The sequence below is a fragment of the Streptomyces sp. NPDC002536 genome, from assembly GCF_053594995.1.
In genome coordinates this window covers 1-12365 of record NZ_JBSFWU010000099.1, presented here as the reverse complement: position 1 = coordinate 12365, position 12365 = coordinate 1, and the positions used below count along the sequence as shown (strand labels likewise).

Genomic DNA, 12365 nt, shown 5'->3' with positions numbered 1-12365 from the left:
TTTCGGCTTTGCCGCGCACTGCGTTCAGCAGGGAGTTCGCCTTTCCCGGGCGAACTGGCCTAGATGCGGCCGTCCTCCAGCATTTCGGTCACCAACGCCGCAATCGGCGAACGCTCCGAACGCGTCAGCGTCACATGGGAGAAGAGGGGGTGGCCCTTCAGCCGCTCCACGACGGCGACCACGCCGTCGTAGCGCCCGACGCGGAGGTTGTCGCGCTGCGCCACGTCATGGGTCAGCACCACACGGGAGTTGGCCCCGATCCTCGACAAAACGGTCAGAAGAACGTTTCGTTCGAGCGACTGCGCCTCGTCCACGATGACGAACGCATCGTGCAGCGAACGTCCGCGGATGTGGGTGAGCGGCAGCACCTCCAGCATGCCGCGCCCGACCACCTCCTCGATCACCTCGGCGGTGGTCACCGCCGACAGGGTGTCGAAGACCGCCTGGGCCCACGGGCTCATCTTCTCCGCCTCGCTGCCCGGCAGATAGCCCAGCTCCTGGCCTCCCACCGCGTACAGCGGCCGGAAGACCATCACCTTGCGGTGCTGCCGCCGCTCCAGGACGGCCTCCAGCCCGGCGCACAGCGCCAGTGCCGACTTGCCCGTGCCGGCCCGGCCGCCCATCGAGACGATGCCGATCTCCTGGTCCAGCAGCAGGTCCAGCGCGATGCGCTGTTCGGCGCTGCGGCCGTGGATCCCGAAGGCCTCCCGGTCGCCGCGCACCAGCCGCACCGAACCGTCCGCCGCGACCCGGCCCAGCGCCTTGCCGCGCTCGGACTGCAGCACCAGACCCGTGTGCACGGGCAGTTCGGCGGCCTCCGGTACGTACACCTGCTCCTCGGCGAAGAGTTCGTCGACCTGCCCGGCCGTGACGGCCAGCTCCGCCATGCCCGTCCAGCCCGAGTCCGTGACGGCCCACTCCGCCCGGTACTCCTCGGCCAGCAGCCCCACCGCGGACGCCTTGATGCGCAGCGGGAGGTCCTTCGACACGACCGTGACGTCGTAGCCCTCGGCCTGGAGGTTCCGGGCGACCGCGAGGATGCGCGAGTCGTTGTCGCCGAGGCGGAATCCGGCCGGCAGTATGCCCGTGTCCGAGTGGTTGAGCTCGACCCGCAGCGTCCCGCCCAGCTCGCCGATCGGGATCGGCGCGTCGAGCCGGCCGAACTGCACGCGGTACTCGTCGAGCAGGCGCAGCGCCTTGCGGGCGAAGTAGCCCAGCTCGGGGTGATGCCTCTTGGCCTCCAACTCCGTGACCACCACGACGGGAAGCACGACCTCGTGCTCCTCGAAGCGGCACATGGCTCCTGGGTCGGCCAGCAGGACGCTGGTGTCGAGGACATAGGTGCGCCGGTCGTTCTCACGGCGCTTCTTGCTGGTCACCACGGGTGGACGAACCCCCTCGGAAGAGGTCGGGGCGCGACGGTGTCGCGGGGAACGGTCCGGGAGCCTGCCGTGCGGGGAGCCGGACGCCGGCCCTCCGCGCCGACCGTGCGGCGGCCCCATGGGCCCGCGGGATCCACTCGGCTTCGCCGGATCCGCATCCTGCAGCGCACGGTCGTCGTCTGGTGCAAAAAGGCCTCCCGGGCGGGCGGCCCCATGCCGCCCGCTGGCAGAGCGACGGCCCTATGACCGGCCGTCGGCCTGGAGGGGATATTCCCGCTGTGCCGGGAGACCATGCAATGGCATATGCGACTCACAGGTGAACGTTCGGTCCGTCAGGGGCCGTAGTCCGTCGGTCGCGTGTGGCTACGCGTGCGGGTGGTTCTCGGTCGCTCGCGCCTTTCGGGGCTCAGAACCCGTAACGCCGGTGTCGCGCCGCATAGTCGCGAAGTGCGCGCAGGAAGTCGACCTTTCGGAACGCCGGCCAGAAGACTTCGCAGAAGTAGTACTCGGAGTGCGCGCTCTGCCAGAGCATGAAACCGGACAGACGCTGTTCGCCGCTGGTGCGGATGATGAGGTCCGGGTCGGGCTGGCCGCGCGTGTAGAGGTGCTTGGTGATGTGCTCGACGTCGACCGTCTCGGCCAGCTCCTCGAAAGAGCTGCCCTTCTCCGCGGCTTCCAGGATCAGCGAGCGCACCGCGTCGGCGATCTCCTGCCGGCCGCCATAGCCGACGGCCACGTTGACCAGTATTCCGTCGATGCCGGTCGTGTCCTGTTCCGCCTCCTTGAGGACGGACTGGGTCCGGGCCGGCAGCAGATCGAGGGTGCCCACGTGGTGCACGCGCCAACGGCCGTCGGCCGCCAGGCCGCGCACCGTGTTCTCGATGATCGTGAGCAGCGGGTGCAGCTCCTCGGCGGACCGGTCCAGGTTGTCCGTGGACAGCATCCAGAGGGTGACGACCTCGACGTCCGTCTCGGCGCACCAGCCGAGCAGCTCGGAGATCTTGTCGGCGCCGGCCTGGTGGCCCTGTACCGTCGTACGGCCGTCGGCGCGCGCCCAGCGGCGGTTGCCGTCGAGGATGACGCCGATGTGCTTGGGCACCTGGGCGTGGTCGAGGCGGCCCTCCACCCGGCGTGCGTAAAGCCTGTACACCAGGTCGCGCAACTTCACGTCTTCCAGCCCCTCCATGCTCGGCGGTCGCCCCGAAGGCGCCACCCTACTGCCAGCGTGTCGCGTGCACCCAACTCGGCCCGTCACAGGACCGTGATAGGCAGATGGCCATGACCGATCCCTTGCTGTACCGGGCTGCCGAGACGCGCTACGACGCCATGGAGTACCGGCGTACGGGCCGCAGCGGCCTCAAACTGCCGGCCGTCTCTCTGGGACTGTGGCACAACTTCGGCGACGACCGCACCCTCGACTCGCAGCGCGCCATTCTCCGCCGGGCCTTCGACCTCGGGGTCACCCATTTCGATCTGGCCAACAACTACGGCCCGCCGCCCGGTTCCGCCGAACTGAACTTCGGCAAGCTGTTCGCCCAGGACTTCCGGCCCTACCGCGACGAGCTGGTCCTCTCCACCAAGGCCGGGTATCTGATGCACCCCGGCCCGTACGGCGAGTGGGGCTCTCGGAAGTACCTGCTGTCGTCACTCGACGCATCGCTGCGCCGGATGGGTGTCGACTACGTCGACATCTTCTATTCGCACCGTTTCGACCCGCAGACGCCGCTGGAGGAGACGATGGGCGCCCTGGCGTCCGCCGTGCACCAGGGCAAGGCGCTGTACGCGGGCGTCTCGTCCTACAACGCGGAGCAGACGCGCGAAGCGGCCCGGCTGCTGCGCGAGATGGGCGTACCGGCCCTCATCCATCAGCCGTCCTACTCCATGATCAACCGCTGGACGGAGGAGGACGCCCTGCTGGACGCCCTGGAGGAGGAGGGCATGGGCTGCATCGCCTTCGCCCCGCTCGCCCAGGGCCTGCTCACGGACAAGTACCTGCACGGCGTCCCGGAGGGCTCGCGCGCCTCCCGGGGCACCTCGCTGGACGCGGGGCTGCTCACCGAGGACGTCGTACGGCGGCTGCGCGGCCTGAACGACATCGCGCAGCGGCGCGGGCAGTCCCTCGCCCAGCTCGCCCTCAGCTGGGTGCTGCGGGACGAGCGGATGACCTCCGCGCTGATGGGCGCGTCCAGCGTGGCCCAGCTGGAGGCCAATGTGGCCGCGGTCGGTGCGCCGGAGCTGACCAAGGAGGAGCTGGCGGAGATCGAGGCGCTGGCCGTCAGCACGGAAGGCGTCAATATCTGGGCGCGCCGCGGGTGAAACCCCGGATGAATACGGATCGTTTTCCGGATCCGCCGATTCCGGAAAGTGCTCCGTAACGGGCGATCGTCGCCCAAGGTCGCGCTCTTCCCTACAGAGAGTGACACGGGGGAAAGAAAACGGGCCGGTCCGTGGGGGGGATACGGACCGGCCCGAGGGGGGGTTTCCACCATAACCGCTTCGGGGCCTCTGTTTGTGCACCGATGAGGGTGACGGCGTGTGGCGGGCTGACCCGAAGCGACTTAGTTGATCTTGAACAGGCCTGTCGACAAAGCGGCTTCGGAACACATAAGGCCAGCCAGCGCAGGGCATACACCGTATAACAGGTCAAGCGGTCTGATCCCGAGAAGGGTCGCCGAACCTTTCCGGAATGTCTTCGAAAGTTTTCGGCGGATTGACGCGTCGCCGCCATTCGTGAGACGCGGCGCAACGCGTCGCCCCGGGATGGACACGCAGAGTGATCCCCTCTGGGCAATTTCCGATCACCGGATGCACCGCACCTGATCACCCCGCTCCGCCTCACACCGCTCCCGAGCCTCCCGCGATCACCCCCGCCCAGGCCCCCGCGAGCAGGAACGGCCCGAGCGGGATCGCCGCACCGCGGCCCGCCCGGCGCGTCACGAGCAGCACCGAGCCGTAGAGCGAGCCCGACAGCAGCCCCGCGAGGGCGCCGAGGACGACGGCCGGCCGGCCGTACCAGCCCAGGGCGCAGCCGAGGGCGGCCGCCAGCTTCACGTCCCCGAAGCCCAGGCCCGCGGGGTGCAGCAGGAAGAGCGCGCCGTAGCCGCCGCCCAGCACCGCCCCGCCGAGCAGCGCACCGCGCCACGACCCGGCCGCCCCCGGTATCAGGGCGGCGAGGCCGAGCCCGGCGGCCAGGCCCGCGGCCAGCGGCAGCGTCAGCACGTCCGGCAGCCGGTGCACCGACCGGTCGACCCCCGCGAGCAGCACTCCCACCGGCGCCGCCGCCAGCCACACCGCCAGCTCCGGCCGCACACCCGTGCCCGCGGCCAGCCCCGCGCACACCAGCACCGTGGCCACCGCCGGGACGGCCACCGGCACCCCGTACCCCTCGGCGCACACCCCGCACCGCGCCCGCCCGGCCCACCCGCCGACCGGATGCCCGCACGGCCCCCACGACCGCCACTCCGCACCCGGCTCCACGCACAGCCGGTACCGCGCGCGCGGCAGCAGCGCACCGGCCACGGCCCCGTACAGCGCCGCAAGAACGATCAACACCGCTTCCATGCAACGAGATTACGGCGCGTGAGCAATCTTCGCCCGGGCCTGTGGATAACCTGGGCGCATGACTGCCGACCCCCAACTCGACGTGACAGGAGGGGCGTCCGGGATCCCGCTGGAGATCGCGGCGTCCTGGCGGGCGCGGACGCGCGGGCTGCTGGGCCGGACCGGGATCGACGGTGCGCTGCTGCTCACCCCGGCCGGGAGTGTCCACACCTTCGGCATGCGGTTCGCGCTCGACGTGGCGTACCTGGACCGGGAGTTCACCGTGCTCGACGTGTGCCGGATGCCCCCGGGGCGACTCGGCGCACCGCGGCTCCGGGCGCGCCACGTGCTGGAAGCCGAGGCGGGCGCGATGGCCCGGTGGGGGGTGCGGCCGGGGGTGCGGGTGCGGGTTGCGGCCCGTCGTTCTACGGGGCTTCGCCCCGGATCCTGAGGTGGTGCTTCGGCTGCGGGCCGGTGGGAGCTGGTCGCGCCCACGCGGCGGAGCCGCATATGTCAACAGCCCCGCGCCCCTTACGGGGCGCCCACCTTACGGGGCGCGACGCCGGGCCAGCCAGGTCCATGCCCCCAGGCCCAGGAGCAGCACCGTGCCCGTGCCGACCCCCGCGTAACCCACCATCCTCAGCGACTCGTTGCGCGGCCGGGCCCGTGCCGCCAGTGCCGTGCCGCCGACCCCGCCGTGGCCCTGCCCGGCGGAGCCCGACGGCCGGGGCGTGCCGCCCACGTCCACCCGCAGCGTCACCGGGACGGCCTCCCCCTGCCCCGCCCTCGGGTTGACGCTGACCTGGAGGAACTGCCAGCCCGGCAGGGTGGTCGGGGCCGCGGCCAGGGAGAGCTCCGTCGGCGTGCCCTTGTAGCCCCCGGTCCTGTTCAGCACATGGCCGCGGACGCCGTTGTTCAGCCCGAGGCGCACCCCGCTCACCGCGTAGGCGGTCCTGCCGCCCACGGCCCCGAACTCCGCGTCCGCGAAGAGCTGTTCGCCCTCGTCGACCGGCACCCGGTAGAAGCGGGTCTCGCCGGGGCGGAGCGCGTCCGTCCACACGCCCTCGCGCACCTCGGCGGCGTCGTTGAACCCCGTTCCGCCCGTCACCTTCCGCGGCTCGCCCTCCGGCATCGGGTGCGCCGGCCCCGACGGCCGACCGCCCTGCGCCGTGGGCCCGTCCACCGGTTCCGCGGTCATGTACGCCAGCTCGACCGGCACCGGCGCCGGGTCGCCGCCCGCGGCGTCCCCGCGCTCCAGCACGAACCGGTACGTGCCCGCCGCCCGGCACGGCCCGCCCGTCTTCACCACGCGCTCCGCCGTGTCGGCGAGCGGATAGGGCCCGCCCTCCGACAGGAACGTGCGGTGCCGCGGCGTTCCGCACGGGGTGCCGTCCGCGGTCTGCAGCGAGACCGCGATGCCGTCGCGCAGGCCGAGCGCCGCGCCCGGCGGGGGCGCGGCGACCGCGGAGACGTATGCGCTGGACTCGTCGTCCAGCGCCACCGCGTAGTACTTCTTCTCACCGGGGGCGATGCTGTCCGTGTACGTGCCCGTGCCCGGCTTGAGTTGGGAGGCGTCGTCTGCGGTGGCCGTTCCGCGGACGGGCTGGGCGTTCGGGGCCATCGTGTAGGTGGGCAACTGGCCGCCTGGTGGTGCGGCCAGCGCTCCTAATGCGGCCAGAATGGTGATCCCGCCCCTCATCTCCCGCCTCCCTTGCACCGGACAGGCCCATCCTGCCGGTTGTCCTACCGGATGGGGGCGGTTTCGAGCGTTGTCCTACGGCTGCGGACCGTCTGTGGCTGATCGCGCAGTTCCCCGCGCCCCTATGGGGCGCCACCCCTCGGGAAGCTGATCTCCACCCTGCGGTTCTTTCTGCGGCCCTCCTCCGTCGCGTTGTCCGCTATCGGGTAGTCCTCCCCGTAGCCGCGGATCTGGTAGCTCACCGCCGACGAGCCCAGCTGGTCGGCGAGTTGGCGCTGGACCGACAGGGCCCGTTCCTTGGAGAGGTCCACCCCGTGTTCGGGGGAGCCCAGGTTGTCCGTGAAGCCGAAGATGCGGATGGTGGTGGCGTGCTGGCGGCGCGCCTCGTCGGCGATGGACTTTATGCGGGCGTCCGCCGCGCCGCCCAGGCCCGAGCTGTCCTTGTCGAAGAGGACCTCGGCCTGGACGGCGAAGGTCACGTCCGCGTTGGTGTCCTCACGGCGTTCGGTGCCGCCGTCCGTCTCCACCACGGACTTGATGTCCAGGACGCGCCCGGGCGCCAGCTTCGCCCCCGGGCGGAGCCTGAGGCCGTGCGCGCCCGGGTCGGTCTTCACGGGAGGGGTGGTGTCGGCGGGGCTGCCGGGGCCGGTGTCGGCGTGTGCGGAGGAGACGGCCGCCGTGCCGAGGAGGAGCGCGGCCAGGACGGTGCCGCAGCGGGCCCGCAGTGGTGTCGGCACGGTGCGCTCACCCCGAGAGCTTGATGTGGACGGACGGCATGGCCGGCAGCTGGAAGTCGACCTCCGTGACGGAGTCGGGGGGCGCGGGGAACTGTGCGAAGACCGTGCGGCTCTCGCCGGGGCGGATGTTGACCAGGCCCGTGGTGCACAGGCACTCGCCGTCGGTGTCCCGCAGTACGAGGTAGCGCTTGCGGCCCGCCTCGTCGATGAGCGAGGCGCCCGAGACCGACGACTGGGACTTCATCGCCGTCTCCTTGGACCGCCAGGTCAGCGGCGTGTAGGGCTTCGAACCCCGGTTGGTCACCGCCCCGTTGACCGTGACGAAGCCGCTCTTGTCCCGGACCGCCGAGGTGAGGCTCACCACGACCCCGTCGGGTCCCTTGATCTCGCCGATGGACTCCGACGGGGCGTCCGACGCGGACCTGTTCCCGCTCGCGGACCCCGACACCGGCCGGGCGGAGGACGCCGCGGCCGGGGACGCGTCCCCCTTTCCGTCGTCGCTCCCGCAACCGGTCAGCGCCGCCAGGGATATCAGCAAGGCCGCCGACAGCGTCGCCCGCGCCCTGCATCTGCGGAACCTCGTCATGAATACGTTCCTTTGCTGGTCGTCGGTCACTTCGCGAGGTGGACGGTGAAGAGGTCCGCGGCCTTCACGACGGTGCCGGGGCGCTGCTGCCGGGGGCCGACGTCGAGCACCCTTCCGTCGCAGGTCAGTTGCCCGGCCGCGGGGCCCGTCGCGCAGCGCGGTGCCACGACGGCCGTCGCCGTGGCCTTCGCATGGAAGTGCTCGGTGCCCGGCACCACCGAACGGCCCACGGACGCGGCCGACACGACGGCGACCGTGAACGAGCCCGGCCGGTCGCCCTCGTCGCAGGCGACGGCCCGGCGGGCGCCGTTCGCGGCGGCGTACGAGGCTGCCGCCGCGCAGGCGCGGGCAGCGTCGGCGCCGCGCCCGGCCAGCCAGTCCTGCCCGTCCGCACCCGCGGCGAGCGCCGTCAGCAGGCCCGTGCGCAGCTGGTCGCGGTAGTCCTGCGCGGCCGCCAGCGCCGCCGCGTCGGCCGCCGTGCGGGCCCCGTTCCTGGCGGCGCCGGCCTGGCCCACGGCGAAGAAGGCCAGGGCCAGGAAGAGCAGGGCGGCCACCGCCGTGATGTAGAGGGGGAAGGCCTGCCCCGCATCGCCGCCCGGGCCGGCGCCTAACCGGTGATCTTGGAGATCTGGTTGGTGATGGCGGTGGCGATCATGGTGCCGAAGTCGGTGGTCGTCAGCACCAGGATGATCGCGACGACCACGGCGATGATGCCCAGGTACTCGACCGAGGTCTGCCCCCGGTCGTCCCGGACCGCCCCAACCGTGCGCATGCGCGTGCGCGTGCGCGCTAAGTGCTGCTTCCGCATCGTGCTCCCCTTCATCGGCGGTTCCATCAGCGGTGCCATCGGCGGTGCCGTTCACGGCACGAGAAACGTACGCCGGAACGCCCGTCCCGGAACAGAGCACGCACCACCGTTCCCCCGTAAGGAACCGTGCGGACAAGGGGAGTTGGCGATCACCGTGCCGCATCCGCCTCACCCCGCTTCCGTCGGCGGGGAGCCCTCGCCCCGGCCGCCCCGCGCCGACTGTCCCATATCCGGTTGCAGGAGCGAAGGGTCTTCACACAACTCCGACGGTGCCGCCCGGGCGCGTTCGGAGCACGGGGCGGCGTGATGGGGCGAGGTGTGCTGCGAGGCGTGCGCGGATGCGCTGCCCCGCGGAGGCGGCTGCATGACGGGGGTCTCCCTTCTCGTCGTCCGCTCTCACCATCGGCGGGCCGGGATCATCTGCCTCCCGTGACCGCGCCGAAATCCATGCCCGAGCCCAGGAAGAACCCCGCAATCAGCAGGATCATCGTGCCCGGGACCATGAACGTCGTGATGACCATGGTGGCCTTCGGAACCGCCCGCGCCGCCCGCCGCCGGGCCTGCTGGGCGTCGGTGCGGCGCATGTCGGCCGCGATGCCGATCAGCGTGTCGACAATGGGGGTGCCCAGCTCCTCGCCCTGCTGCAAGGCCGTGACGAAGCGCGCCACTTGCTCGGAGTCGTTGCGCTTGCGCAGATCGTCGAAGGCCTGGCGGCGGCTGACACCCATGTCCATCTGCCGCAGGGTGATGCGCAGTTCGTCGGCCCACGGCCCCTCGTAGCGCTCCGCCACCCGGTCCAGCGCCTGCCGGAAGCCCAGGCCCGCGCTGACGACCACGGCGAGGACGTCCAGGAAGTCCGGCAGGGTGCGCTCGATCGCGTCCCTGCGCTCGCGGACGGCCGCCCAGATGCCGACCTCGATCCAGAACAGCCCGAACACCACCAGCAGCACCGCCGGCAACGGCTGCCCCTTGAGCGCCATCACCAACGCGCCACCGAAGCCCAGCATCCCGTACACCGCCCGCCGGGCCGCGTACCGGTCGACGGTGAGGCCGCCCGGATTGCCCGCGCGGTCGATGCGCGTACGGACCCGCGCCACCCGCTTCTCGCCCATCATCCGCAGCACCAGCGGCGCGTACCGCATACCGAGCCGGTCCACCGCGGAGCCCACCGCCGTGGTGCGCGTCGCACCGACCTCCAGCGCCAGTGCCAGATCCGGCGGCAGCTGCGCCTCGCTGCGGCAGAGCGCGATGCCGTAGCAGACGCCCACCGCGCCGGCCCCGGCCAGCAGCGCCAGCAGAAGTCCCGTACCCGTTCCCATGGCCGTCCGCCCCCCGTCCTCAGACGTCGATCTTCGACATGCGGCGGATGAGGAAGAAGCCGAGGCCGTACAGCCCGAACGCGGCGATCACGGCCGCCTGTCCGAGCCAGGACCCCGTCATCCGGCCGAGCGAGCCCGGCACGATGCGGTCCATCAGCAGCAGCGTGCCGACGCCCATCAGGGGGACCACGTACGCCGTCACCGTCACCTGCGACAACTGCGTACGCACCTCCCGCCGCGTCTCCTTGCGCTCCTCCAGCGTCACGGTGAGATTGCGCAGCGAGCTGACGACCGTGCCGCCCGCGCGGTTGGACAGCACCAACGTCGTGACGAGGACGACCAGTTCGCGGGACGGCAGCCGCTCGGCCAGTTCGCCCAGCGACTCCTCCACGGAGTGCCCGATCGAGAGCCGGTCCGCCACCTGCGCGAGCTCCTCGCCCGCTGGGGCCTCCATCTCCTCCGCCGCCATGCCCAGGGCCGTGCGCAGCGCCAGCCCGGCCTGCGTCGCGTTGGCCAGGATCCGGGCGAGCTCGGGCAGCTGGCCGATGAACCTCTCGGTGCGCTTGCGCCGCTGCCAGCCCAGGAACGAGAAAGCGGCCCAGACGCCGATCACCCCCGCCGGCGGGCCGAAGAACGGCGCGAGCGCCGCGGCCGCGACCAGCCACAGCCCGGCCGCGACGCCCACCGCGTACAGGGTGAACTCCCCTGCCGTGACGCGGAGTCCCGTCGCGGCGATGCGCAGCTCCAGCCGTCTCCCGTACCGGGTGGTGCGCAGATACCGGTCGAGACCGGCGAGCCGGCGGGCCCGCCCGGTGCCGGACGACGCGGCGGCCGGGGTGTCGGAGAGCCGGTCGACGAGCGAGCGGTGCTGTGCCCGCCCGGCCGCGTACGCCCGGACGCCCGCGACGCCCAGGGCGCCGGCCACGAGGGTGGTGCCGACGGTCAGCAGTGCCAGATTGTCCATGTGCGGCTACCTCTGCCTGGCCTCTCGGATGGTGAGCCCGCCGGGGAGCGCGGCGACGCCGAAGGCGGGCGGCACGGCCTCGTTCGCCAACCGGAGCCGGTCCGCGGCGCGTTCGGGGAGCGGGAGGTGGGTGAAGCGGCCGCGGACGACACGGTCCGGGCCGAGGGGTTCGGCGTCGAAGCGGCAGACGGTGACGAGGCGGTGACCGGTGCCTCCGCCGTTCCTGTCGCTGTCCAGGAGGGCGACCTCCGTGATGCGGCGGGTGCCGTCCGCGGTGCGGGTGAGCTGGACGATGCAGTCGACGGCGCTGTCGATCTGGTCGCGCAGCGCCTCGTAGGGGATGCGCACCTCGGACATGGACGCGAGGGTGCGCAGCCGCAGCAGCGCGTCCTCCGCACTGTTGGCGTGCACGGTGGCCAGCGAGCCGTCGTGGCCGGTGGACATGGCCTGGAGCATGTCGAGCGTCTCCCCGCCGCGCACCTCGCCGACGATGATCCGGTCGGGGCGCATGCGCAGGGAGTTGCGGACGAGGTCCCGGATGGTGATGCGGCCTTTGCCCTCGACGTTCGGCGGGCGCGACTCCAGGCGGATCACGTGCGGCTGCTGCAACTGCAGCTCGGCCGCGTCCTCGACGGTGATGATGCGCTCGCCCTCCGGGATCAGCCCCGACAGCGCGTTGAGCAGCGTCGTCTTGCCGGAGCCCGTCGGCCCGGAGACGACGAGGTTGAACCTGGCCCGGACGAGCGCGGACAGCAGGAGCAGCGTCTGCTCGTCGAGGGTGCCCAGGGCCGTCAGCTCGTGCAGGGTGTACGCGCGGGGGAAGCGGCGGATGGTGAGGGTGGGGCCGTTGAGCGCCAGCGGGGGAATGATCACGTTGACGCGCTCGCCGCTCGGCAGCCGGGCGTCGACCATCGGATGCGACTCGTCCACGCGGCGGTTGACGGTCGAGACGATCCGCTCGATCGTCTGCATCAACTGCTCGGAGGAGGCGAAGCGGACGGGGACGGCCTCGACGCGGCCGGCCCGCTCGACGAAGACCTGATCGGGCCCGTTGACCATGATCTCGGTGACCGAGGGGTCCTCCAGCAGCGGCTCCAGGACGCCCAGCCCGAGGGCCTCGTCGACGACGCGGCGGATGAGCCGGTCCCGCTCCGCGGTGGAGAGGACCGGGCCCTCGCGGCTGATGATGTGCCCGAGGACGCGCTCCAGTCGGCTGCGGCGCTCGCCCGCGGCGACCCTTGCGCCCTGCGCCTCCCGGCCCGAATACTCCCGAGCACAGGCGCTTGTCAGGGGCACGGCGAAATCGGAATGCGGCGTGCCCTTTCGGCTG

Annotated in this window: 12 protein-coding genes and 1 pseudogene; 2 read left to right on the top strand and 11 right to left on the bottom strand. The window is 72.0% G+C overall.

Going from position 1 to position 12365, the window contains the following annotated elements:
- Window positions 1-59: 59 nt before the first annotated feature.
- Together ACWD4B_RS28275 and ACWD4B_RS28270 are read right to left on the bottom strand one after the other, a co-directional pair.
- Window positions 60-1382, bottom strand: coding sequence for a PhoH family protein (locus ACWD4B_RS28275; protein WP_451423408.1), 1323 nt, complete (start codon window positions 1380-1382; stop codon window positions 60-62).
- A gap of 406 nt (window positions 1383-1788) precedes the next feature.
- Complete coding sequence (locus ACWD4B_RS28270) at window positions 1789-2550, bottom strand: isoprenyl transferase (protein WP_336415427.1); 762 nt, start codon at window positions 2548-2550, stop codon at window positions 1789-1791.
- Between the two features lie 110 nt (window positions 2551-2660).
- On the opposite strand from ACWD4B_RS28270, the gene mgrA reads away from it, so the two are divergent.
- A complete protein-coding gene (mgrA, locus tag ACWD4B_RS28265; protein ID WP_336415426.1) occupies window positions 2661-3698 on the top strand; it encodes an L-glyceraldehyde 3-phosphate reductase in 1038 nt (345 codons plus the stop codon).
- Between the two features lie 519 nt (window positions 3699-4217).
- Here the strand turns inward: mgrA and ACWD4B_RS28260 are convergent.
- On the bottom strand, window positions 4218-4943 hold the full coding sequence (locus tag ACWD4B_RS28260) for a prepilin peptidase (protein ID WP_451423407.1): 726 nt from the start codon (window positions 4941-4943) through the stop codon (window positions 4218-4220).
- 58 nt (window positions 4944-5001) lie between these two features.
- Here ACWD4B_RS28260 and ACWD4B_RS28255 point away from each other — a divergent pair, with 58 nt between their 5' ends.
- The gene (locus ACWD4B_RS28255; RefSeq protein ID WP_451423406.1) at window positions 5002-5373 is read left to right on the top strand and encodes a DUF192 domain-containing protein; all 372 of its coding nucleotides are present in this window, start codon (window positions 5002-5004) and stop codon (window positions 5371-5373) included.
- 96 nt (window positions 5374-5469) lie between these two features.
- Here the strand turns inward: ACWD4B_RS28255 and ACWD4B_RS28250 are convergent, their stop codons facing one another.
- The 8 genes and pseudogenes from ACWD4B_RS28250 to ACWD4B_RS28215 form a co-directional block, all read right to left on the bottom strand.
- The gene (locus ACWD4B_RS28250; protein WP_451423405.1) at window positions 5470-6621 is read right to left on the bottom strand and encodes a hypothetical protein; all 1152 of its coding nucleotides are present in this window, start codon (window positions 6619-6621) and stop codon (window positions 5470-5472) included.
- A gap of 122 nt (window positions 6622-6743) precedes the next feature.
- Window positions 6744-7358 (bottom strand): OmpA family protein, encoded by a 615-nt coding sequence (locus tag ACWD4B_RS28245; protein WP_451423404.1) that lies wholly within the window; start codon window positions 7356-7358, stop codon window positions 6744-6746.
- A 7-nt stretch (window positions 7359-7365) separates the two neighbouring features.
- Entirely contained in the window at window positions 7366-7944 is a 579-nt protein-coding gene (locus ACWD4B_RS28240) for a hypothetical protein (RefSeq protein WP_451423403.1), read from the bottom strand.
- A gap of 26 nt (window positions 7945-7970) precedes the next feature.
- Window positions 7971-8516: pseudogene (locus ACWD4B_RS28235) on the bottom strand (pilus assembly protein TadG-related protein); the annotation flags it as partial.
- Window positions 8517-8551: 35 nt separating this feature from the next.
- On the bottom strand, window positions 8552-8716 hold the full coding sequence (locus ACWD4B_RS28230) for a Flp family type IVb pilin (protein ID WP_336416269.1): 165 nt from the start codon (window positions 8714-8716) through the stop codon (window positions 8552-8554).
- 452 nt (window positions 8717-9168) lie between these two features.
- Entirely contained in the window at window positions 9169-10071 is a 903-nt protein-coding gene (locus ACWD4B_RS28225; RefSeq protein WP_451423402.1) for a DUF5936 domain-containing protein, read from the bottom strand.
- Between the two features lie 19 nt (window positions 10072-10090).
- Window positions 10091-11035, bottom strand: a complete 945-nt coding sequence (locus ACWD4B_RS28220; RefSeq protein WP_451423401.1) for a type II secretion system F family protein — start codon at window positions 11033-11035, stop codon at window positions 10091-10093.
- A gap of 6 nt (window positions 11036-11041) precedes the next feature.
- Window positions 11042-12325: a CpaF family protein gene (locus ACWD4B_RS28215; RefSeq protein WP_451423418.1), complete on the bottom strand. Its 1284-nt coding sequence runs from the start codon at window positions 12323-12325 to the stop codon at window positions 11042-11044.
- Window positions 12326-12365: the final 40 nt, after the last annotated feature.

What these genes read in the sequence shown, in the direction of transcription:
- ACWD4B_RS28225 (WP_451423402.1), bottom strand. Translation starts at nt 10,071, where the DNA reads ATGGGAACGGGTACGGGACTTCTGCTGGCGCTGCTGGCCGGGGCCGGC.
- ACWD4B_RS28255 (WP_451423406.1), top strand. Translation starts at nt 5,002, where the DNA reads ATGACTGCCGACCCCCAACTCGACGTGACAGGAGGGGCGTCCGGGATC.
- ACWD4B_RS28220 (WP_451423401.1), bottom strand. Translation starts at nt 11,035, where the DNA reads ATGGACAATCTGGCACTGCTGACCGTCGGCACCACCCTCGTGGCCGGC.
- ACWD4B_RS28230 (WP_336416269.1), bottom strand. Translation starts at nt 8,716, where the DNA reads ATGCGCACGGTTGGGGCGGTCCGGGACGACCGGGGGCAGACCTCGGTC.
- ACWD4B_RS28260 (WP_451423407.1), bottom strand. Translation starts at nt 4,943, where the DNA reads ATGGAAGCGGTGTTGATCGTTCTTGCGGCGCTGTACGGGGCCGTGGCC.
- ACWD4B_RS28250 (WP_451423405.1), bottom strand. Translation starts at nt 6,621, where the DNA reads ATGAGGGGCGGGATCACCATTCTGGCCGCATTAGGAGCGCTGGCCGCA.
- ACWD4B_RS28240 (WP_451423403.1), bottom strand. Translation starts at nt 7,944, where the DNA reads ATGACGAGGTTCCGCAGATGCAGGGCGCGGGCGACGCTGTCGGCGGCC.
- mgrA (WP_336415426.1), top strand. Translation starts at nt 2,661, where the DNA reads ATGACCGATCCCTTGCTGTACCGGGCTGCCGAGACGCGCTACGACGCC.